At 52.7% G+C, this 21,854-nt stretch carries 23 protein-coding genes and 1 tRNA gene; 6 read left to right on the top strand and 18 right to left on the bottom strand.

The genetic code is table 11. The features are described from left to right. Window positions 1-31: 31 nt before the first annotated feature. Window positions 32-964 carry a 50S ribosomal protein L3 N(5)-glutamine methyltransferase gene (gene prmB / locus ACO0U8_RS12210; protein WP_056782114.1) on the bottom strand — a complete coding sequence of 311 codons (933 nt, stop codon included), beginning with the start codon at window positions 962-964 and terminating at the stop codon, window positions 32-34. Between the two features lie 202 nt (window positions 965-1,166). On the opposite strand from prmB, the gene smrB reads away from it, so the two are divergent. Next, entirely contained in the window at window positions 1,167-1,706 is a 540-nt protein-coding gene (gene smrB / locus ACO0U8_RS12215) for an endonuclease SmrB (protein WP_056782366.1), read from the top strand. An 88-nt stretch (window positions 1,707-1,794) separates the two neighbouring features. On the opposite strand, the gene sixA is transcribed toward smrB, so the two are convergent. The 4 genes from sixA to ACO0U8_RS12235 all read right to left on the bottom strand — a co-directional run bounded on the left by sixA (window position 1,795) and on the right by ACO0U8_RS12235 (window position 6,723). Then, window positions 1,795-2,283, bottom strand: coding sequence for a phosphohistidine phosphatase SixA (gene sixA / locus ACO0U8_RS12220; protein WP_056782111.1), 489 nt, complete (start codon window positions 2,281-2,283; stop codon window positions 1,795-1,797). A gap of 402 nt (window positions 2,284-2,685) precedes the next feature. Then, a complete protein-coding gene (gene fadJ / locus ACO0U8_RS12225) occupies window positions 2,686-4,869 on the bottom strand; it encodes a fatty acid oxidation complex subunit alpha FadJ (protein WP_421670869.1) in 2,184 nt (727 codons plus the stop codon). Continuing rightward, on the bottom strand, window positions 4,866-6,179 hold the full coding sequence (gene fadI / locus ACO0U8_RS12230; RefSeq protein ID WP_217204542.1) for an acetyl-CoA C-acyltransferase FadI: 1,314 nt from the start codon (window positions 6,177-6,179) through the stop codon (window positions 4,866-4,868). The genes fadJ and fadI overlap by 4 nt, the downstream gene beginning before the upstream one ends. Before the next feature lie 211 nt (window positions 6,180-6,390). Beyond that, on the bottom strand, window positions 6,391-6,723 hold the full coding sequence (locus ACO0U8_RS12235; RefSeq protein ID WP_421670870.1) for a YfcZ/YiiS family protein: 333 nt from the start codon (window positions 6,721-6,723) through the stop codon (window positions 6,391-6,393). 417 nt (window positions 6,724-7,140) lie between these two features. On the opposite strand from ACO0U8_RS12235, the gene fadL reads away from it, so the two are divergent. After that, entirely contained in the window at window positions 7,141-8,418 is a 1,278-nt protein-coding gene (fadL, locus tag ACO0U8_RS12240) for a long-chain fatty acid transporter FadL (RefSeq protein ID WP_136376842.1), read from the top strand. Window positions 8,419-8,486: 68 nt separating this feature from the next. Here the strand turns inward: fadL and mlaA are convergent, their stop codons facing one another. The 10 genes from mlaA to ccmA all read right to left on the bottom strand — a co-directional run bounded on the left by mlaA (window position 8,487) and on the right by ccmA (window position 16,525). Next, a complete protein-coding gene (gene mlaA, locus ACO0U8_RS12245; RefSeq protein WP_056782103.1) occupies window positions 8,487-9,254 on the bottom strand; it encodes a phospholipid-binding lipoprotein MlaA in 768 nt (255 codons plus the stop codon). Between the two features lie 35 nt (window positions 9,255-9,289). Beyond that, window positions 9,290-10,504, bottom strand: a complete 1,215-nt coding sequence (gene ccmI / locus ACO0U8_RS12250) for a c-type cytochrome biogenesis protein CcmI (RefSeq protein WP_421670871.1) — start codon at window positions 10,502-10,504, stop codon at window positions 9,290-9,292. Then, the gene (locus ACO0U8_RS12255) at window positions 10,501-10,986 is read right to left on the bottom strand and encodes a cytochrome c-type biogenesis protein (RefSeq protein WP_056782097.1); all 486 of its coding nucleotides are present in this window, start codon (window positions 10,984-10,986) and stop codon (window positions 10,501-10,503) included. Before ACO0U8_RS12255 ends, ccmI begins: the two co-directional genes overlap by 4 nt. Next, window positions 10,983-11,534 (bottom strand): DsbE family thiol:disulfide interchange protein, encoded by a 552-nt coding sequence (locus ACO0U8_RS12260; protein WP_056782095.1) that lies wholly within the window; start codon window positions 11,532-11,534, stop codon window positions 10,983-10,985. Before ACO0U8_RS12260 ends, ACO0U8_RS12255 begins: the two co-directional genes overlap by 4 nt. After that, entirely contained in the window at window positions 11,531-13,504 is a 1,974-nt protein-coding gene (locus tag ACO0U8_RS12265) for a heme lyase CcmF/NrfE family subunit (RefSeq protein WP_421670872.1), read from the bottom strand. Before ACO0U8_RS12265 ends, ACO0U8_RS12260 begins: the two co-directional genes overlap by 4 nt. Further along, window positions 13,501-13,995 carry a cytochrome c maturation protein CcmE gene (gene ccmE, locus ACO0U8_RS12270; protein ID WP_056782091.1) on the bottom strand — a complete coding sequence of 165 codons (495 nt, stop codon included), beginning with the start codon at window positions 13,993-13,995 and terminating at the stop codon, window positions 13,501-13,503. The genes ACO0U8_RS12265 and ccmE overlap by 4 nt, the downstream gene beginning before the upstream one ends. Beyond that, the gene (ccmD, locus tag ACO0U8_RS12275; protein WP_056782089.1) at window positions 13,992-14,252 is read right to left on the bottom strand and encodes a heme exporter protein CcmD; all 261 of its coding nucleotides are present in this window, start codon (window positions 14,250-14,252) and stop codon (window positions 13,992-13,994) included. Before ccmD ends, ccmE begins: the two co-directional genes overlap by 4 nt. Then, window positions 14,249-14,986 (bottom strand): heme ABC transporter permease, encoded by a 738-nt coding sequence (locus tag ACO0U8_RS12280; RefSeq protein ID WP_421670873.1) that lies wholly within the window; start codon window positions 14,984-14,986, stop codon window positions 14,249-14,251. The genes ccmD and ACO0U8_RS12280 overlap by 4 nt, the downstream gene beginning before the upstream one ends. Window positions 14,987-15,202: 216 nt before the next feature. Beyond that, entirely contained in the window at window positions 15,203-15,862 is a 660-nt protein-coding gene (ccmB, locus tag ACO0U8_RS12285; RefSeq protein ID WP_056782086.1) for a heme exporter protein CcmB, read from the bottom strand. Window positions 15,863-15,883: 21 nt separating this feature from the next. Then, window positions 15,884-16,525: a cytochrome c biogenesis heme-transporting ATPase CcmA gene (gene ccmA / locus ACO0U8_RS12290; RefSeq protein WP_421670874.1), complete on the bottom strand. Its 642-nt coding sequence runs from the start codon at window positions 16,523-16,525 to the stop codon at window positions 15,884-15,886. Window positions 16,526-16,774: 249 nt separating this feature from the next. On the opposite strand from ccmA, the gene ACO0U8_RS12295 reads away from it, so the two are divergent. Then, window positions 16,775-17,692: a formate/nitrite transporter family protein gene (locus tag ACO0U8_RS12295; protein WP_421670875.1), complete on the top strand. Its 918-nt coding sequence runs from the start codon at window positions 16,775-16,777 to the stop codon at window positions 17,690-17,692. 111 nt (window positions 17,693-17,803) lie between these two features. Beyond that, window positions 17,804-17,878, top strand: a tRNA-Arg gene (locus tag ACO0U8_RS12300). A gap of 181 nt (window positions 17,879-18,059) precedes the next feature. Here the strand turns inward: ACO0U8_RS12300 and ACO0U8_RS12305 are convergent. From ACO0U8_RS12305 to ACO0U8_RS12315, 3 genes are all read right to left on the bottom strand, one after another. Next, on the bottom strand, window positions 18,060-18,434 hold the full coding sequence (locus tag ACO0U8_RS12305) for a hypothetical protein (protein ID WP_421670876.1): 375 nt from the start codon (window positions 18,432-18,434) through the stop codon (window positions 18,060-18,062). 222 nt (window positions 18,435-18,656) lie between these two features. Further along, window positions 18,657-19,064, bottom strand: coding sequence for a hypothetical protein (locus ACO0U8_RS12310; RefSeq protein WP_421670877.1), 408 nt, complete (start codon window positions 19,062-19,064; stop codon window positions 18,657-18,659). A gap of 8 nt (window positions 19,065-19,072) precedes the next feature. Further along, complete coding sequence (locus tag ACO0U8_RS12315) at window positions 19,073-19,831, bottom strand: DUF2971 domain-containing protein (protein WP_421670878.1); 759 nt, start codon at window positions 19,829-19,831, stop codon at window positions 19,073-19,075. Window positions 19,832-20,633: 802 nt separating this feature from the next. On the opposite strand from ACO0U8_RS12315, the gene ACO0U8_RS12320 reads away from it, so the two are divergent. Next, a complete protein-coding gene (locus tag ACO0U8_RS12320; RefSeq protein WP_072158082.1) occupies window positions 20,634-20,912 on the top strand; it encodes a DUF3761 domain-containing protein in 279 nt (92 codons plus the stop codon). Between the two features lie 137 nt (window positions 20,913-21,049). After that, the gene (gene phoC / locus ACO0U8_RS12325; protein ID WP_421670879.1) at window positions 21,050-21,787 is read left to right on the top strand and encodes an acid phosphatase PhoC; all 738 of its coding nucleotides are present in this window, start codon (window positions 21,050-21,052) and stop codon (window positions 21,785-21,787) included. Window positions 21,788-21,854 lie beyond the last annotated feature (67 nt).

A 21,854-nucleotide genomic window follows, 5' to 3' on the forward strand; every position in this document is an offset into this window, starting at 1 on the left:
TGACCGGCGAAAGGCCGGTCATGAGAAGTCATTAGTCACGGTAGCCGGTGAAGTATTCGGCGCATTCAACGAGCTGCTGTTTGGTCAGCATAAAGACGCCATCACCGCCGTTTTCAAACTCCAGCCAGGTGAACGGGATCTCAGGATATTGTTCCATCAGATGTACCATGCTGTTTCCTACTTCACAAATCAGCACGCCGTTGTCCGTCAGGTAATCCGGCGCACAGGCCAGAATACGACGGGTCAGTTTCAAGCCGTCAGTGCCGGAAGCCAGGCCCAGCACAGGTTCGTGGCGGTATTCCTGTGGCAAATCAGACATGTCTTCTTCATCCACATACGGCGGATTAGTGACGATCAGGTCGTATTGCAGCGGCGGTAATTCGCGGAACAGATCAGAACGGATCGGCGTGACCCAGTTCTCGATGCCGTGCGTATCAATATTGCGTTCAGCCACGGCCAGCGCATCGGCAGAGATATCCACCGCATCCACTTCGGTTTCCGGAAACGCGTAGGCACATGCGATAGCAATACAGCCGCTGCCGGTGCACATATCAAGAATATGCTCAGGTTTCTCGTGCAGAATGCCGGAGAAGCGGTGTGTAATCAGCTCACCAATCGGCGAGCGTGGCACCAGAACGCGCTCATCGACATAAAATTCCATGTCACAGAACCAGGCTTTGTTGGTCAGGTAAGCCACCGGCACACGTTCATTGACGCGGCGGATCACGCGCTCCACGATGCGGTGACGCTCACTGGAGGTCAGACGCGCAGTGTGCATATCTTCAGGGATATCCAGCGGCAAAAACACGCTCGGTAACACCAGTTGCACGGCTTCGTCCCACGGGTTATCGGTGCCGTGACCGTAATAGACATTGGCTGCGTTCAGGCGGCTGACGGTCCAGCGCAACATATCCTGAATGGTATGCAGTTCACTGACCGCTTCGTCGACGAAAATTTTGTCCAATTTTATTCTCCAGGCATGCACGGGTTTTTAACAGACGTTTAACCCATAATTTGCCGCATAGTTTGCCACGAAGCCCGTCACAAATCAGCAGCTAGTCAACGCACTTGCGCGATGTCTCGAAGAATTTAACCCTGAGTTTTCTTTAAACCACAGGTCGCCCGCAGGTACACTGTCGGCATTGTGCGAAAAAGACGACCCGAAAATGAAGAAAAAGCACCTGCTGAGCCCGGAAGAAGCCGCGATATTTCGCGAGGCCGTTCCCGGCGTCAAGCGCCTGAAAAATGACACGATTACCCATCCGCCGCGGCGAAAAAAAGTGACGCAAATGTCGCCTCAAAAGCTGCTGCAGGAGCAGGTGGACGCAAGCTATTATTTTTCTGATGAATTCCAGCCGATGTTGCAGGAAGAGGGTCCGGTACGTCATGTCCGGCCTGATGTCAGCCATTTTGAATTGAAAAAATTACGCCGCGGGGATTATTCCCCGGAACTGTTTCTCGATTTGCACGGGTTAACGCAAATGGAAGCCAAGCAGGAATTGGGCGCGCTGATTGCCGCCTGTCGCCGCGAACACGTCCATTGTGCCTGCGTGATGCACGGGCACGGCAAGCATATTCTCAAGCAGCAAACGCCGCTGTGGCTGGCGCAACATCCTGACGTCGAGGCATTTCATCAGGCGCCGAAAGAGTTCGGCGGCACCGCCTCGCTGCTGGTGCTGATTGAGCTGGATGACAAAATCAGCTAACCCCGGCTGGCGAAACACAGAAAGCAGAAAGGCACAGCGCGTTCACACGGCTGTGCCTTTCTTTTGTTTACTTTTCCATCCCGGAAAATTAAACCTTCGCCATCACCTGGCACGGACTAAATTGCCACTCGAAAGTGCCCTGCCCGGTTTCACCATTCAGTTCCACACTGGCCATCGCGGAAGTGGCAAACATTGGCGGGCACAGACCCGGACACAGTTCCGCGACCAGATAGCCCACCAGCGGCAAGTGAGACACCACCAGCACGGCATTCACACCGGTCAGCGCCAGATGTTGCAACTCGCTGGCCACCAGTGCGGGATCGCCGCCCGGCGTCAGTTCTTTCAGCGTATCGATTTCAACGTTGTCTGGCAGCGCCAGGCTCAGCCGCACTTTTTCAAGCGTCTGCTGCGCACGCAGATACGGACTGACCAGAACGCGATCAATTTTGACGCCACGGCCATTGAGCCAGGCTGCCATATGTACTGATTCGTCACATCCGCATTCGCTTAACGGGCGAACCGAGTCGCTTGCAGCTTCAAGAACCGCATCACCGTGACGCATAATAACAACTTGCATATTGCACCGCTTTTGTTAACAAAAATAGCGCTATACAGAAACGCTTTGCGTGCTGTATCACCCATTGCCCAGCGTTTTTTCATCGTCGTTTCACAACAAAAAAGCTGAAAGGCAGTACATCCACTTAACCCGCCTGGCCACATGCTTTGCATGGTCAGCATCAGCGGTCGGGCATTTTGCCTGAAAGTTCACGTAAAGAAAACGCTGTTTTTTACACCAACCCTTACCGCATGTAAACTATTCAGGCTAATTTTTAACCACTCGGGTTGTAGATCAATCGTTTGGGTTTGTTCTTGTACAAAACCGACCTCCCCATAAAAAAGATCCCGCAGGCTTAAGTATGGCTGCAAGCAGGATCTGTTCCACACTCTCGCGAAATACATCGTCACACAGTGACGGAGGTCACACTGCGTCGGCAATTTCCTTCGCCTCGCCTTTCGGATAGAAAAGCCCGCCGTTCGCCGCGCGAAGCACCAGACCTTCGCACGGCGTAAAGTGTTCACCGTAACGCTGTGCCAGTTGCTCCAGGGTTTTCACCACGTTTGCCGCCCCCAGCGTATCAATGTAGCGGAACGGCCCGCCGCGAAACGGGGGGAAACCGATGCCAAATACCGCGCCCAAATCGCCATCTCGCGCGCTGCGGATCACCTTTTCATCCAGACACCGCACTGCCTCATTGAGCATCAGCATCACACAACGCTGTGCGATTTCCGTCTCCGGCTGCTGCACTTTCGGGGTGACGTTGAGCAGGCGATAGACGGCAGGATCGACCTGTTTTTTCTTAGCCATGCGCCCTTTCTGGGCATAAAGATAGAAGCCTTTGCCGTTTTTACGCCCTTTGCGATCGTCTTTGAGCACCGCATCAAAACCGGCGGGCGCAGCAAATCGTTCGCCAAACGCATCCACCAGAATCGGGCTGATTTTAGTGCCGACGTCGATCCCTACTTCATCAAGCAACTGCACCGGCCCGACCGGGAAACCAAAGCTGACCAGCGCTTTGTCGATGTGATCGATGGGTTCGCCAGCCAGAACACAGCGCGCCGCTTCGTTGATGTAAGGCGCAAGAATACGGTTAACGTAGAATCCGGCACTGTCACCCACCACAATGGCTGTTTTTCCCTGTTTCTTCGCCAGCGACACTGTTGTGGAAATCGTCTGCGCACTGGTTCCGGCATGCGGGATCACTTCCACCAGCGGCATTTTATCCACCGGGCTGAAATAGTGCAGACCAATCACCTGTTCAGGTCTTTTGGCCTGCGCGGCTATCTGATGAATAGGTAAAGAAGAGGTGTTTGAAGCGAAAATAGTGTGCGGAGCGGCATTTTTCTCAATCTCCGCCACCATGCCCTGTTTCAGCGCCAGATCTTCGAAGACGGCTTCAACCACCAGATCCACCTGCGCAAAGCCGCTGTAATCGGTGGTGCCTGAAATCAGCATCATCTGGCGTTGCTGTTCATTGCGCGTCAGTCTGCGGCTGCGCACTTTTTTCTCCAGCACATCCCAGCTGTATTTCAGCGCATGGCGGATACCCTCGACATTGATGTCTTTGATACGCACCGGCAGCCCGGCGCGGGTGGCCGTAACGTTAGCGATACCCCCGCCCATCAGCCCGCCGCCAAGAATGCCGACACGGCGAAGCGGCAGCGGTTGGGCGTCCGCACCTGTCTCTTTTTTCAGCGCCGTGGACGCAAAGAATAAGCCGCGCAGCGCAGCGGATTCAGGCGTCATCACCAGTTCGCCAAAGGCGTTTGCTTCCGCCTGATAACCGTTACCGCTGCCCTGATCCAGACCGGTTTTCACCACATCGATGATTTTTTCGGTGGCCGGATAATTGCCGTGAGTTTTGGCGCGCGTCTGTTTGCGCACAAAATGGAACAGCACACTTTTCCCCAGCGGTCCGCCCGCCAGTCTTGCCTGCCACGGCAGCACAGGGCGCGCCCTGCGGCCTTTGGCTACGCGCTCCAGCGCCGTTTGCAGCAAGATCGAATAAGGTACAGCGTCATCCACCAGCCCCAGTTTCAATGCCTGTTTCGCCCGCAGGCTTCGGCCGGTGAGCATCAGTTCCAGCGCTTTCGGCGCACCGATTAAACGCGGCAGGCGCTGCGTACCGCCGGAGCCTGGCAACAGGCCAAGTTGCACTTCCGGCAGGCCGAGCTGAGTTTTATCATCCAGCGAACAAATGCGGGCATGGCAGGCCAGCGCCAGTTCCAGACCGCCGCCGAGGCAGGCGCCGTGAATAGCGGCCACCACCGGCACGGAGAATGAGGCAATCTGCGACATCACCGTCTGGCCTTTCAGCGCGAGCTGGCTGGCCTCTGCGGCGGTTTTGCAGCCGGCAATCATGGTGATATCAGCACCGGCGATAAAAGAATCGGGTTTGCCGGAAATCAGCACCAGCCCCTTCAGATTCGGATACTGTTGCGCTTTATGCAAAATAGAGGAGATTTGCTCAGCAAATTCAGCCTTTAAGGTATTCACTTTTTCACCGGGAACATCAATGGTGATGATGCCGATATGTTCGTTGGTAAACATCAGTGAAAACGCGGAATCCGACGCTGTGATTGAGTTTTCCATGCTGTCTTTCATTGTGCCGCCTCCAGGATCATCGCCGCGCCTAAACCCCCGGCGGCGCAGGCCGTCGTCAGGCCGTATTTTCCGCCACGGCGGCGTAATTCATGCAGTGTCTGGGTGATCATGCGGGCGCCAGTGGCGGCAAACGGATGTCCGTAAGCCAGCGAACCGCCAAGCACATTGAACTTATCCCAGTCGATTTCCCCCACCGCTTCGCTGCGCCCCAGTTTTTCACGGGCAAACTGCTCGCTGCCCAGCATTTTGATGTTCGCCAGCGTCTGTGCCGCAAAAGCTTCATGCATGTCGATCAGATCGAGATCGGCAAACGTCAGCCCCGCCCGGTCAAGGGCAATCGGCGTGGCGTACGCCGGGCCGAGGAGCATATCTTCCCAGACATCGATGGCGGCAAAGGCAAAACTTTTCAGATAGCCGAGCGGCTGCAGCCCAAGCTCACGGGCGCGGGACTCGCTCATCATCAGCACCGCGGCGGCGCCGTCCGTCAGCGGCGTACTGGTGGCGGCGGTGACGGTGCCATGTTTGCGGTCAAACGCCGGACGCAGTTTGGCATATTGCCCGATCTCAGAATTGAGGCGGATATTGTTATCTTTTTGCAGCACCTCACGGTACGGCGGGATCTGCGCGGCCATTACCTGACTGTTCAGGTAGCCCTGTTCCCAGGCCAGCGCCGCCAGCGTGTGGGAACGGTGCGCCAGTTCATCCTGCTGCTGACGGGTAATGCCGTGGCTTTTCGCCATCTGCTCGGCGGTGTCGCCCATGCGCAGGCCGGTCGAATACTCCGCAACCGCCGGAGGTACCGGCATCAGGTCACGCAGTTTAAGTTTACTGAACAGCGACAAACGCTGTGACAGTGTGCGGGCTTTGTTGACGTCAACCAGCGTGCGGGCGAGACGTTTACTGACGCCAATGGGCAGCACCGAGGAAGAATCCGCGCCCCCGGCGATGCCGACGCTGATCGTTCCGCTGAGAATGCTTTCAGCCACATTCGCCACCGCCTGAAAACTGGTGGCGCAGGCGCGCGAGACGCTGTAAGCATCGGTCGAGACATTCATGCCGGTGCCGAGCACAATTTCGCGCGCAATGTTCGGCGCTTCCGGCATTTGTACCACCTGTCCGAACACCAGCTGATCGATAACTTTCGGGTCAATCCCACTTTTCGCCAGCAATTCGCTGACCACCATTTTGCCCAGATCCACGGCGGGGATGCCGTGGTAGGCGGTGGCCTGTTTCGCGAATGGCGTGCGTAAACCATCGACAATCGCAATGCGATCGCCTTCACGCGTTACCAGTGGAATGACCTTGTTCATACATGCTCCTGAGTAAATAGGGTCTAAGAGGTCTGACCTGATAACTCAGTTTTAACCATGTATTTACATTTGGCAAAGCGAAAGCGGCCGAAGTGCGAGCAACAGCAAATTTTTCTGAAATTAGAATGAGAAGGAAAGCAGGCGGGAAAGGATGACGGACAAAAAAATACCGCTGCGGGCGGGCAGCGGCATGTGAAATGCTCAGGTGGGCTTATCTTAAAGCCAGCTGGAAGATCATGGTTTCAGCCTGGCAGCTAAAAGTGAAATCGATATTCAGCTCAACGCCACCGCCCACTTTTTCCATGCGGCTGGTGATCTCGCAGGGTTCAGATTCGACACCGCGCGCACGTTCGGTCAGGGATTGCAGCATCTCTTTGGCCTGAGCTTCGTTTTCGAAAACGCGGCTGTAAGAAGCGGTGCAATCGGTGTTGTCCATGATAGTGCCCACATCAACACAACAGCAGGCTGCCGTTTCTTCTGCGCCGCATTTGTTGATGGAGTGCAGAGGTTGGGTGGATTTAGAGGACATGGTTACGTCAGACATAATTTTCTCCCCGGCATCAACGGCAACGTCCACCGTCTGGCCTTTTGCGAATTTAAGATTTATTTTCCTTTCGTATTTTACGCCACCCTCTCCCGCTTCGACTAGCACTTACTTTTTATGTGTGTTTATCGTGCTTCAGATCACAAAATGGCGAAGAACAGATTAAATTTAAGTCAGGTTTCTCAGTTTAACGTTTCTGAATTGAACTTTTAATGTTGGTTTTTTGTTAAGTGGATCCGATTTCTTGCATCAAATAAGAAATATCAATGAAACATGATTGCAACTACACCACAGGTCAGACCTATACTTCGCTCACTGGTCTGATTTGTCAGACTGATAACGGACCCTACAATCCCGCGCTCATTGTTACTCGATGTAACATTGTTTGATAAAAAACATAAAATTGAGGTTTTGGTCATGAACCAGAAAAACCTGTTTAAAAGATCAGCTCTGGCAGCTGCAGTGGCAATTGTTTCTTCCAACGTTTATGCAGCAGGTTTTCAGCTCAACGAATATACCGCTGCGGGTTTAGGTCGTTCCTTCTCTGGTGAAGGCGCGATTGCAGACACCGCGGCGTCTGGTAGCCGCAACCCGGCGACCATGACGATGTTTGATCGTCCGGCATTTTCCATCGGTGCGGTTTACGTTGACCCGGATGTCAGCGTGACGGGCAAATCCCCGGTCACCGGTGCCAGCACCGATGCAGGTAACATTGCGCCGAACCAGTGGGTGCCGAATATTCACTTTATTATGCCGCTGAATGAACAGTGGGCAGTAGGTGCGTCGGCGACGTCTAACTACGGTCTGGCCACCGAGTTTAACGATAATTACCCGGCGGGCCCGATCGGTGGCGAAACCGATCTGATGACCATCAATAATAACTTAAGCGTCGCTTATCGTTTCAACGAGAACTTCAGCTTCGGCGTGGGCTTTGATGCCGTTTATGCGAAAGCAAAAATTCGTCGTACCGCCGGTGAACTCGCCCCGCTGGCGACCCGTGGTCTGATTTCTGAAGATACCGAAGCGGCCAAGCTGAAAGGCAACGAATGGGGCTACGGCTGGAACGCCGGTATTCTGTATGAAGTCGATGACAACAACCGCTACGCCTTCACTTACCGTTCAGAAGTGAAAATTGATTTCGACGGGGAATACCGTAACGGCATTCCACAAGCACTGGGCGGCACTGGCGGTCAAACCGTGCCTGGCTCCCTGACGCTTAACCTGCCGGAAATGTGGGAAGTGTCAGGTTATAACCGCGTTGCGCCAAAATGGGCCGTTCACTACAGCCTGGCTTACACCAGCTGGAGCCAGTTCCAGGAGCTGAAAGCCACCGGTTCTAACGGCCAGACCCTGTTCCAGAAAGACGAAGGCTATCACGATGCTTACCGCATCGCGCTGGGTACCACCTATTACTACGACGAAAACTGGACCTTCCGTACCGGTGTGGCATTCGATGACAGCCCGGTTCCGGCGGATAACCGCACCATTTCGATTCCGGATCAGGACCGCTTCTGGGTCTCTGCGGGGACCACGTACGCATTCACCAAAGATGCTTCAGTGGATGTCGGCGTCTCTTATATGCATGGCCAGACCGTCAACATCAGCGAGCAGGTGTCTGCCAACGCGCCTAAGTATGAATTCCAGGCGAAAGGGACGGCCATGTTGTACGGCGCGAACTTTAACTACAGCTTCTGATGAGTTGAGTGTGACGACTGAAATGAAAAAAGCGCCGAAAGGCGCTTTTTTTTATGGCGACGAAACGGTTATTCCGAATCGATATCTTTCAGGTCACCCTGAATCAGTGCCGCATTCGGGTTTTCCTGTGGCGTCAGCTGACCGCCTCTCGCCAGGAAGTCGTGACGCTGGAAGTAAGCTTCACGGATCATCAGGTAAGGATCAGAAGAGTTACGAATGATGCCATCAGAATCCAGCAATTCAGCACGGGTTTCGACGCCTTCCAGCACCCATTTACCGGCTGACATCCAGAACGTCAGATAGCTGAGCATCGGATAGAGATCATCGACTAAATCGCCCCCCTCGTCACGCAGGGTCGCGCTGCCATAACCTGGCAGAACGGCGTACGGGCCGTAACCGACACCATAATGTCCCAGCGTGCTGCCAAAGCCCTGCGCCTCTTCACGCGCCAGTTTCGGGTTCGCCATTCCTGCCACGTCAATCAGACCGCCCATCCCTAACAAGGTGTTCAGGAAGAAGCGGTTGAAGTGGATCGCCGCGCGGTACGGGTCGCCTTTAAGCAAGGAGTTCACCATGCTGGCCGGTTCGTCGAGGTTGCTGAGGAAGTTACTGGTGCCGTTACGCGCCGGTTGCGGGACATAATCACGCCACGCCACGGCAACAGGCCGCACCAGATACGGATCCATATAGTTATAGTTGAAGTCGAACATGACCCGGTTGAAACCTTCCAGCGGATCAGAACGTCCCTGCTGTTCGCTGTCAGAGGATCCGGACGTGCCGGCACAACCGACCAGTAAAACGGTCGCAAACGCCAGCCCAGTCAGGCGTAAGTTCATGGATATCTCCCTGTTATTGATCTTCGGCTCTCTGATTACGGAACCTGCTGATTAATTTCAATGCTGACCTGACCGTTACCGGCAAAATCTGTCAGCGGACTGTCGCCGTACCAGTCACCCGAAGCTGGCGTCGCCAGACCATTCTGTGAAATACGAACGCGTACTTTTAATTGATGCAGCGAAGAAAGCAAGCGTTCCGGCATCATCGCATTACTGTCGTCCACGGTGATCGCCAGCGGGAAGCGGCTCAGGGGCAGTTTTTTCACTGCCACCGGCACCGGGCTGCTGCCGTCGGTCACCGAAATAAAGACCGTGCCATCCTGCGGCAGTGTCTGCTGAGCCGCGGCAGAAAGGCTGACGTTGACGGCCAGTTTCGCCTGATCGACACCGGACTTTTGTTTCGCCTGTTCGATACTGGCACGCACCATCTCAAGGCGCTTGTCACCGGCGGGCAGAATTTTCAGCATAACTTCCCACGCGCCAATCGCTTGCGGGTAGTGCCCCTGTTCAAATTCATTATAGGCCAGCAGGCTTAATACACGCAGGTCACCCTGAGATTTTTCCAGCATACCGCGCAGGAGATTTCCCCCGGTAAGGTTATCCTGCGGATCAGAAGAGCGGGTTAACACTTCGGCATACCCGAGTTTTACCGCCACATCATCCGGCGCAAGGGCATAAGCATGAGCGTAAGCCTGCGTCGCCGTTGCGCCATTATTGAGCGCCATACCAACGCGGCCAAGCATCACCCAGTCCTGCACATTTTTCGGATCGTCCTGTAACTCAGTGCGCAGGCCTAATCCTAAATCCTGTACATCCATAATCGTCAGCGGTGTGCCGCGATCGTCTGCAATGCGGTGACGCAAATCTGGCATACGCTGCATCACCTGATTCCACGCACTCACCTGCCCCAGCCCCCCGGCGTAGAGATATACACCCAGCGTGATGATCACCAGTAACAGTGCGCCCGGTACCAGCGTCCAGCGCGCGATCGGCTGCGACGCCGCCGGTGCCTGACCGGCCGGAATATCGGTCAGCAGATTTTCCTGTAATTCCTGAATATGCGCCGGACGTTCATCCACCACGCCCTGCGCTTCGTCTTCTTCCAGCTCACTTAAACGGTGATGATAAAACGCTTTGTTCAGCGCATCGCGCGAGGTGTGCTCGCGGCGGTCGCCGCGCAGAACCGGCACGATAAACAGCGCCAGCGCGATGACCAGCATCACTAAAATACACAGCCAAAAAATACTCATGATCCTTTCCTGTCGCTGTCTTTAAGTAACTGCGCCAGGCGCTGTCTCTCTTGTTCAGGCATCTGTTGTGCGGCGGTTCTGCTGCTTACCGGGCCACGGCGGGCGCGCATGAAAATCATTGCGCCGCCGATGAGCACCACCAGCACCGGTCCCAGCCACAAAATCAGAGTCGATGGCGTGACCGGCGGTTCGTATGTGACGAAATTGCCATAGCGCGCCACCATGTAGGCGACGATTTGCTGGCGATCTTGCCCCTCTTTCAGCAACTGAAAGACTTTGGTGCGCATGTCAGCGGCGATGATCGAATCTGACGCGGCGATGTTGGTGTTCTGGCATTTCGGGCAGCGCAGTTGTGCCGTGATGTCGCGATACGCCTGTTCCTGCTCCGGCGAGGCAAACTGGTAAGTGTCGATGGCGGCAAACGCGCTGACACTCAGCATCAGGCCGAGCACTAACGCAGGCAGTGACGAAAGCATTTTCATGCGCCACCTCCGTACTTTTTGTACAGCGGCAAGACTTCGGCCTGCCAGACTTTCTCATTTAAGTCACCGGCATGGCGATAGCGGATGATGCCCTGACCGTCGATCAGGAAGGTTTCCGGTGCGCCGTAAACGCCGAGATCTAGGCCTAACATGCCGTCGCCGTCGTACAGGCTCAGCATGTAAGGATTGCCCAGCGTATTCAGCCAGTTCACCGCTTTCTGCCGGTTGTCTTTGTAATTTAGCCCGACCACACGCACGCCGGTGGCGGCAAGCCGGTTCAGATAATCATGTTCAGCCCGGCAGGTCGGGCACCAGGTCGCCCAGACGTTGAGCAGCATCGGTTTGCCGTCGCGCAGTACCGACTGATCGTAAGTTTTCCCGGCCTCGGCCAGCGATTCCAGTGTAAACACCGGCACCGGTTTGCCGATAAGCGCGGATTCCAGCAGGGTCGGATCATCGCCGTTGGCATTGCGGGTCAGCTGCACCAGAAATGCCGCCGCCAGCGCCAGGAACAAGAACAGCGGAATAAAGAGGAGTTTACGGTTCATGCGTCTTCAGCCTCCGCCAGACCTTGTTTTTTGAGTTTTTTACTCATGCGGTATCGCGGATCCAAAATACACATCACGCCACCGGCTGCCATAAACAGACCACCCAGCCATATCCAGCGGACAAAAGGTTTGTAGTACAAACGCACCGCCCACGAACCGTCGTCCATCTCTTCACCCAGCGCGGCGTAAAGGTCGCGCGCCAGATTGCCGTCAATGGCCGCCTCGGTCATCATGCTGCGCGCCACGCTGTAGAAGCGTTTTTCCGCATGCAGCGTGGTGATTTTTTTGCCGTTCTGCGTGACGTCAATATTCGCCTCACCGCCGGTATAGTTCGGACCGGTAATATCGCGAACGTCGCGGAAGATAAAGTGATAGTCATGAATATCCACGGTATCACCGGCTCTCATGCGCACATCACGCTCAACGCTGTAATTCTGGCTGAACGCGATGCCGATCACCGTCACCGCCACGCCCAGATGGCCGAGCACCATGCCCCAGTGGCTGCGGGAAAGTTTGGTCAGGCCGCGCCAGAACGAGTGGCGATGCGTGGCGCGTTCGTGCAATTCCATCAGGGTAAGCACAATCACCCACACGGCCATCAGCATGCCGACCACGGTCATGCCGACGATCTTGTCCTGCAACAACCACGGCAGAAGAATCGACAAGACCAGCGTGACCAACAGCGCCACGCCCAGACGACGCCACAGTTTGCTCGGCTCATCACGACGCCAGCGCACCAGCGGCCCGATGCCCAGCAGCAGCGCCAGCGGCGCCATCAGCCAGGTAAACATCGTATTGAAGAAGGGTTCGCCGATAGAAATACTGCCCATACCCAGTTGTTTATGGATAAGCGGCAACAGCGTGCCGAGCAGCACCACCAGCATCGCCGCCACCAGCAGAACGTTATTGCTGAGCAAATACGTTTCGCGCGAATGCAGTTCGTGACGGCTCGGCGCACGCACCGAATTACCTTTGATGGCGTACAGCAGCAGCGAACCGCCAATCACAATCACCAGATAAGCCAGAATAAACATACCGCGCGCCGGATCCGAGGCGAACGAGTGAACCGACACCAGCACGCCGGAGCGCACCAGGAATGTCCCGAGCAGACACAGCGAGAAGGCGGTGATCGCCAGCAGCACGGTCCAGGCTTTGAAGGTCCCGCGTTTTTCCGTGACGGCGAGCGAGTGGATCAGCGCCGTCCCTGCCAGCCACGGCATAAAGGAGGCGTTTTCAACCGGATCCCAGAACCACCAGCCGCCCCAGCCTAATTCGTAATACGCCCACGCCGATCCGAGCACGATACCGATCGTCAGAAATACCCATGCGGCCTGCGTCCACGGACGTGACCAGCGCGCCCACGCGGTATCCAGGCGCCCTGCCATCAGCGAAGCAATCGCGAAAGCAAATGCTACGGAGAAACCGACATATCCCATGTACAGCAACGGCGGATGGAAAATCAGGCCGATATCCTGCAACACCGGATTGAGGTCACTGCCGTCCACCGGGAAATTCGGCAATGAGCGGATAAACGGATTCGAGGTCAGCAGGATAAACAGCAGGAAGCCGCCGGTGATCATGCCCATCACGGCCAGCACGCGCGCGATGGCATCCTGCGGCATCTGGCGGCTGAACAATGCCACCGCCAGCGTCCAGCAACTGAGCAACAGCACCCACAACAGCAGGGAACCTTCGTGCGCGCCCCAGGTGGCCGCCACACGGTAATACACCGGAAGATGGGTGTTGGAATTGTTCGCGACATAAGCGACGGTGAAATCATTCACCACAAACGCATGGACCAGAATAATGAATGCCAGCGTGATGCAGGCAAACATCCCGTAAGCCAGCGGACGCGCCATCGCCATCATCCGGCTGTCCTGGCGCGCCGCGCCCCACTGCGGATAAATACTCAGTAACACCGCCAGACCTAACGCCAGACAAAGTGCAAATGTTCCCAGTTCCGGCATCATGAGCGGTCGTTTCCTTTCTCGTTACCCACATAGGCCGAAGCCGGCCCTTTGTGGTTTTCTTTCATGGCGTCGGCGACTTCCGGCGGCACATAGTTTTCATCGTGTTTCGCCAGAACCTGAATGGCATTCACCACGTTTCCCGGTTCCATCACGCCCTGCGCCACCACGCCCTGCCCTTCACGGAACAGGTCGGGCAGAATGCCGTTGTAGGTCACCGCAATCGCCCCGCGCGCATCATAAATTTTAAAACTCACCTGCAAACTTTTCGGGTCACGTTTTACCGAACCGGGCATCACCATGCCGCCGATGCGCAACCGCTGGCCAACTTCCGGCATTTCGTGGTTTTCCCCTTTGCCCTGCAGAATTTCACCCGGCGTATAGAACAAATCAATATTGGAGCGCAGCGCGTACATCACCAGCGTGATGCTCAGGCCAAGGCCGATCAGCACCAGCAGCGCCAGCGTCATGCGCTTTTTACGACGTGGATTCACAATAACTTCTCCGGGGAGGTGTCCGGTTCCAGCGCTGACGTCTGTGCGCCAGGCTGTTTTTTAGACTGAGACTGAATAATGCGTTTTTCGCGGGCCTGACGGCGGCGAACCTCATTGAGGATCTGGCGGTGCTGCACGAAAGTGTGCGCCACCAGCGCAATCAGGGAGATCAGCGTGGCGGCAACGGACAGCCAGACATAAAATGCATAGCCGCCCATCGCAAAGAAATCATGCCAGCTTGAGAATGCAGGGCTCATCCGCGACGCTCCTTATTCAGCAGGCCAGCCACCCACGGACGCAGACGCTCCTGAACCAGGATCAGGTTACGTAAACGCATCAGCGTCAGGGTAATAAAGAAGAACAGATAACCGAAGATCGCCCAGCGCAGCGGGTAGCGCATACTCGGGTCGATGGTTTGCTGCATATTGGTCGAGCCCTGATGCAGGGTGTTCCACCATTGCACGGAATAATGAATGATCGGGATATTCACCACGCCGACCAGCACCAGAATACCGGCCGCACGCCCCGCCAGACGGCGATCGTCGAACGCGTTGTAGAGCGCAATCACGCCAAGATAGAGGAACAGTAACACCAGCTCGGACGTCAGACGCGCGTCCCACACCCACCAGGTGCCCCACATCGGTTTGCCCCAGGCAGAGCCGGTGACCAGTGCAATGAACGTGAAAACAGCTCCCACCGGTGCCATGGCAGCCACGGCCAGATCGGACATTTTCATCTGCCACACCAGCCCGATAAAGGCGGCGATAGCCATGCCGCTGTATATTCCCATCGACCAGATGGCCGCCGGGACATGAATATACATAATCCGGTAACTGTTACCTTGCTGATAATCCGGCGGCGCGTAGCCAAAACCCCATACCCAGCCGATCAGCAGGCAGGCAATGCCAAGCAGCCCGAGCCACGGAATGAACCGGCCACAGATGTGGTAAAGCCGTTCAGGCCTTGCGAGTTGATGTAACCATTTCCACATTGTTATCGTTGCTCACTCTAAAATGTCACTGTGCGGGTTGCCGTGGAGCCTCATCGGGCTCTTGCGCGGTCAGACAGCGGTCTTCCGCACTTACTTAGCAATCTCTCTATTTTTGATCATAGAGAAATGTGATGTTAGTCAAAGGTTGCGTTTTTTCTTCCGTATTGTAACGACAGGTAAAATAATTCCACTTCGCGCGACGCACAGACACAACTGTCAGTGGACGCTCACTCTCAGCGCCGCCGCCGTGGCGAAGGGCGCTAACGTCGCACTGCCCGCCAGCATCGCGCCGAGGATCGCCAGATAACCGTCGATCGGCATCGACATCGACGCCGCATCAATCGCGCCGGTGGAAAATATCAGTACCGGAATATACAGCGGCAGCACCAGCAGGCTGAGCAGCACGCCGCCTTTGCGCAGCCCGACGGTGAGCGCCACGCCTATCGCGCCAATAAAACTCAGCGTCGGCGTGCCCAGTAACAGGGTCAGCGCCACCGCTTTCCAGGTTTCAAAATCCAGCGAAAGCAGTAAAGCAATCAGCGGTGACAGGAGCAGTAAAGGCAGACCGGTCACCACCCAGTGAGCACATACTTTCCCTACAACCGTGAGCGCCAGCGGCGAAGGCAGTAACAGCAGTTGCTCGAGCGTGCCATCGAGATAGTCATCACGGAACAACCTTTCCAGCGCCAGAAGCGAAGACAACAGCGCCGCGACCCAGACAATACCGGGTGCTATCCGCGCCAGCAGTTTAGGCTCCGGGCCAATGCCTAACGGAAACAGAGTGATCACAATCAGGAAAAACCACAGCGGGTTGATAATTTCGGCGCTTTTGCGAAAGGCAATTTTCAGTTCGCGTCGCAGGACTTTAGTAAACATTCCGTCTCATTTCCCCAGGCGTCACGCCAGCTCTTCGCTGGTCAGACGGAGTTTTCGCACGTCACGGCTCACGCCCTGCAAATCCTGATGCGTGGTCAGCAGCACCATACCGCCCTGCTCTGCGTGTTGTTCAAACAGGTTGATCAGCGTTGCAACGCCTTGTTTATCAATGGCGGTCAGCGGTTCATCAAGGATCCACAACGGCGCGGTGCTCAGCCATAAACGCGCCAGGGCAACACGGCGCTGCTGTCCGGCGGACATTTGCGCCACTGTCACATCCTCGTACCCCAGCAGCCCGACATTGTCTAATGCCTGATAAATCGCATCGGCATCGGCTTCAGCCTTTCCGGACGGACGGTTAACAGACAGATAAAAGGCAAGGTTTTCAAACGCAGTAAGCACTGACTTTACGCCGGGCTGGTGGCCGAGATACAGCAGATGCTGATGAAAAACGTCGCGCTGACGGCGGGTATTCACGCCCTGCCAGCGAACTTCACCGGCGTCCGCAGAGGAAAGCCCGGCAAGAATGCGCATCAAGCTGGTTTTACCGGCGCCGTTGCGCCCCTCAATCTGCACGATTTCACCCGGTTCGAGGGTGAAACTTAAGCCGCTGAACAAGGTTCGCTCATCGCGAACACAACTCAGATTAAGGGCTTCAAACATGAGGATATCTCTTATTTTTCACAAGTACGCATCATATCACAGGCGTCAGAGGCGACGCAGCGCAAGGTGCCACAGTTTACATGGCTGAAAACCCTGAAATCCAGCACACAATCCACAAATTGTCCCATAAGGTTCATGGGTTAATGCTTTGTAACTTTTATGTATATTTGCTCATAAACGCGTTGTCTCGCCTATGCTTATCCCTGAACACATTTTAAAGCCGCCTTGCGGCACACCGAAGGAATCACCATGCAACAAGAGCACAAAAAACAGGACAGCAGTGACGTCGACAGCGACGAGCACGCACAGGGCAAAGAGATCGAAACCGGCGAGGACAATTTGCCGTCCAAAGCCGCAGCGGTACACGAAGTTATCCGCATGGAAGGTGAGAAAGAGCTGGAGCGCGACGGGCAGGCTTTATTGTGGTCAGCCATCGCCGCCGGGCTTTCCATCAGCGCGTCATTAATGGCGAAAGGCATTCTGCACGCACGCCTGCCGGATTCCCCGGAACGGTTCTTCATCGAGAACATCGGTTATACCGTCGGGTTCATTATTGTGATCATGGCGCGTCAGCAGCTGTTCACTGAGAACACCGTGACGGCGGTTTTACCGGTGATGCAAAAACTGACCGGCAAAAATATCCTGCTGCTGCTGCGGTTATGGGGTCTGGTGCTGGGCGGCAACATCCTCGGCGGCGGGATTGCGGCGCTGGCGTTCCATCTGGTGCCATTCTTCGATACCACCACTGACGAAGCCTTCCGCACCATCAGTCTGGAGATCATGGAGAAAGGTCCGGAAGCCATGTTTGTCGGCGGAATGGTGTCCGGCTGGCTGATTGCCACGATGGTGTGGATGATCCCGTCAGCCGGTACCGCCAAACTCTGGGTGATCATGCTGATGACCTACATGGTGGCGATAGGCGACCTGACGCACATCGTGGTCGGTTCGGTGGAGGTTCTCTACCTGGTGTTCTCCGGCGCGATCCCCTGGTATGAATTCATCTGGCCGTTCGCCCTGCCAACGCTCGCGGGGAACATCGCCGGTGGCACCTTTATCTTCGCACTGATAAGCCACGCGCAGATCCGTAACGACATGAGTAACCAGAAGAAAGCCAAAGCCAAAAAAGAGGAACAGGAAGCCGCGAAGAAAGAGGCCGCGAAGCCGTAAACGTCAGTAAAACCGCCGCAACTGGCGAGGAAACGACCAAACGGCAGGCTAACGCCTTATTATTGAGAGAAAAACGGGTATACTACGCGGGCGCTTTCCACAGGCGCCCGTGTCTCCTTAGTTAAACGGATATAACAAGCCCCTCCTAAGGGCTAGTTACAGGTTCGATTCCTGTAGGGGACACCATTTTTAGTTCTCATTATGTTTTTTTAAATCTAAAAGACTACTGTCTCAGACAACTCATTTAAACAGCTCATGCTTATCTACGTTCGAGTCCCATTTGCCGCCTCTAATGACGCAAGCAAGATAGTGAGTCAAAGGAGCATAACTTAATTTGGATAATCTAAAAAATCGTTCAAAATCATGATTATTTTCTTTTAAAATAAGCATCAATCTCCGCTAAAGAAAAATATTTCTTCTGATATTTATCATCGTCTGATATATATATAACGAAAATCATAGGATTGGAGGCACTCCCTCTAAAAACAGATAAATCTACGTCAGATATTATTTTACTATTGGGTAACTCTGACACTATCTTAATTGCATCGTGAAAATAATTTTCATATTTCTTATTAGCCAATGAAATATAGGGAATGCCATCCTCTACAACTGCCAGTTCTATTTTCTTGTATGTATAACCAGCATATTCATCTCTAAGTTCAACCCTCTCCAACTCATAAGAATTACTTCTAGTTTGCATTTTATAGTATTTAATACCTCTTCCTTTCATTACTTTCATAACAAATTTATGCAAATATGTAAGACTCCTACAACCAAAATATATTGCTTTTAAACTATTATATTCATACTTATATTTCCCAGACACAGCTGTCACTATTCTCAACTCGCGTTCATGACTCCATCTTTCTGACTTCGTTGCTATTAACTTTTTGTTGATAGCACTTTGTAAACTTTTTGTTTTTTGAAAAACAAATAAATCAGTGAAGGTTAAAGTGGGAACTTATTTTTGATATATCACATCTATGATAAGTTCATCTCGCATCCTGTAAGATACTAATTCATCAAGCTCATACTCTAGGCAGAAACCTTTATGCGAATTAGCATAGTAAGCCCATAAAATTTCATCACCATAATTTTTACTCAATGAATACACACCAAATTTACCGGATAATTCAATATATTTATTTAAAACATCCAGTGCATTATTTTTTATGTCATTTAAATTATCACCCTCAAGATAATTGTCCATCAAGTTGAGTTTAAAGCCCCCTTCATCAAGAATATACTTAGCTTCAAAGATATCGTTTAAACTATCAATAGGAGCACTATATATTTCATTATTGATAAGACTTCTCAAATCCCGTTTTAATGCTAGACCCTCTCCACTTCTGTATTTATATACTTTCACTCTGCATCCTAATAATTTTTCGTATCTACATAAAGCTCAAAACCATGTTGAGCCCTTTTTATTTTTTTAATAATGATTTTTTTCCCTTCAATCACATCTAGTAACTTGTTTAAGGCTTCTGTATCTGCCGAAAACCCTAGAATTATGCAATCAATAGCCTCATCAGAATAGGTACAAACTCGATAAAAGTCCGTCTCGGAAATTGCTAAGTCATTATGAATAAAACGGTATTCTTTTTCGTAAGCCCATGCTTCTGACTTACTGAATATAATATTTTTAGCTAAATTACTACCGTCATACGTTCCTTTCATAATATTTACTGGTTCATTATTGTAAATTACATTTCCAAATTCTGAAATTGATAAATCCCTGAGCAATATTTCTTTTTTAAATCTTATGCAAAATCCTGTGTGTGAATCAGCATAATGAGACCATAACAATGGATTGGTGGATGTTGTAGAGAAGCAACATACAAAACTCCTAAGTAGAGTTGCCGCAACAATATTAAATACAGGTGCTAACTCATGAGATTGTACACCTAAAGTATCTATCAATAACTGACTATCCTCCATTTGTTTATTGATGACTTCTTCAAGAATGTAATGGTTATTCTTAGCAATCTCAAACATGCTACTATTGGTTGTGTTTTTATAAATAAACTCCTTCAATGACCCTTTACTCATTAAATTAACTGGAACATTAACTGAGCAATCGAATGGATCATTAAATTTAACACCTTGCGAGAACCATATTTTATTTTCCTTCAAAGCATTTAGACTATTCTATTCAAATTTACGATATTTGTATATATACAAAGCGGATATCCTTATTCTAACTTTGAAGCTCTTAATGTCCATTATTATAACTTAACGCATGAAGACGCTCAAATGTCGAAAAATGCACTACACCGCACCCACCAGAAGTTTTTGTAATGCATAAGTTTTTCAGTTTTCCTTTTCTACATACCGATACGCCAGACCGCACCGCGCCTGGGGTTATCTCGTAAATCCCAAACTGAAAAGATTGAGATGAATTTCAGTATTTTTCAGTTTTACGTGAAAATGAGTCACCGAAAAGGGGGTGGTATATGGCTGGGGTAAAACATGAGAATCCTTGCGCCATGCGCTCTGGCATGCACAAGGGATAAAATCAAAACTGAAAAAATGTAAGGTTAAGACCAGCGGCACCATATTTGAACTTCTATCAACAAGCTAATTTCTGCGAACTACCATACTTATGTCTCACTAATGCACCTTACCTTTGCCTGTTGTTACTCACAGACAATGTCATATGAGAGGGCATTTATTCCCGCAGGGGCTCAGCGAGAGATACTCCGCGCAATCATCTTAAGAACCTAAAATATGTTGGGACTGCGCGTATAGGGACACCATCCAACCCTTCCCGTCCTGTTCATCTTGCTCCAAAAAATATATCCCCCCTTCTCCTTATGCACGTTCTTTAGACGCTCAACTACTGTTCAAATATCAGCATTGTTTATGTGGTTTTCAGGTGTATTCTCGTCGCAAATAATTACAACCCATAAAGCAACGACAGGGATGCAGTGCCATCATGCGCTTACTCGGATTTGTTCTTTTTGCGATCACGCTTTTATTCAATACTGCTACAGCAAAGCAGCATACACAGTCTCCGCCTCAGGATAATGAACTTGTCGAGCAAGGGGATTACACCAACTCTGACGGGCAGGAAATTCACCGTCCGGCGCATACGAAATCGGGTAACGCGCCCGATGGCGCATCGGCTCAGTGCAGGGATGGTACCTACAGTTTCAGTACGCATAGACGAGGGACCTGTTCCAGACACGGGGGTGTCGCTGCCTGGCTCAACTGACAGCAATCTCCACAAATTCCCAGTTTTGAGATCTCACGCAAACTTTCCTGCAAAAAATTTGTTTTACTTACACATGTTAAAAAATGTTACGGAAATGAGTTCGTAATGAAATCTAAGATGTAAGTAAGGAAACTTTGATGAAGACTTTGACTACTTTTTGCCTCGCCAGCCTGTTTTCTGTCAATGCATTCGCCCTCACCGGCAACGATGCGACCACCAAACCAGACCTTTACTATCTGAAAAACGATCAGGCGATCAACAGCCTGACGTTGCTTCCGCCGCCACCTGCCGTTGGCAGCATCGCGTTTCTCAACGATCAGGCCATGTATGAGCAAGGCCGGTTGCTGCGTTCAACCGAGCGCGGTAAACAGGCTGCTGAAGACGCTAACCTGAGCGGCGGCGGCGTGGCGAATGCCTTCTCCGGTGCGTTTGGCTCGCCGATCACAGCCAAAGATACGCCGGAGTTGCACAAGCTTTTGACCAATATGATTGAAGATGCCGGCGATCTGGCGACCCGCTCAGCCAAAGAGAAGTACATGCGCATTCGTCCGTTTGCGTTCTACGGCGTGCCGACCTGTAACACCACCGAGCAAGATAAGCTGTCGAAGAACGGATCCTATCCTTCCGGCCACACCTCTATCGGCTGGGCGACCGCGCTGGTACTGACTGAAATCAACCCGCAACGTCAGGATCAAATCCTTCAGCGCGGTTATGATCTGGGCCAGAGCCGTGTGATCTGCGGATACCACTGGCAGAGCGATGTCGATGCCGCCCGCATCGTCGGCTCCGCGGTGGTCGCCACGCTTCACACCAACGACGCCTTCCAGCAGCAGTTGAAGAAAGCCAAAGAAGAGTTTGCGAATCAACATAAATAAAGCGGCATCATGATGTGACGCTTTGGTCAGACAGGCGCGGTTCAGCGCCTGTCTGACACCTCAACCG

Origin of the sequence: Rahnella sp. EDr1-12, assembly GCF_049206505.1 — a bacterium.
Classification (GTDB): domain Bacteria; phylum Pseudomonadota; class Gammaproteobacteria; order Enterobacterales; family Enterobacteriaceae; genus Rahnella; species Rahnella rivi.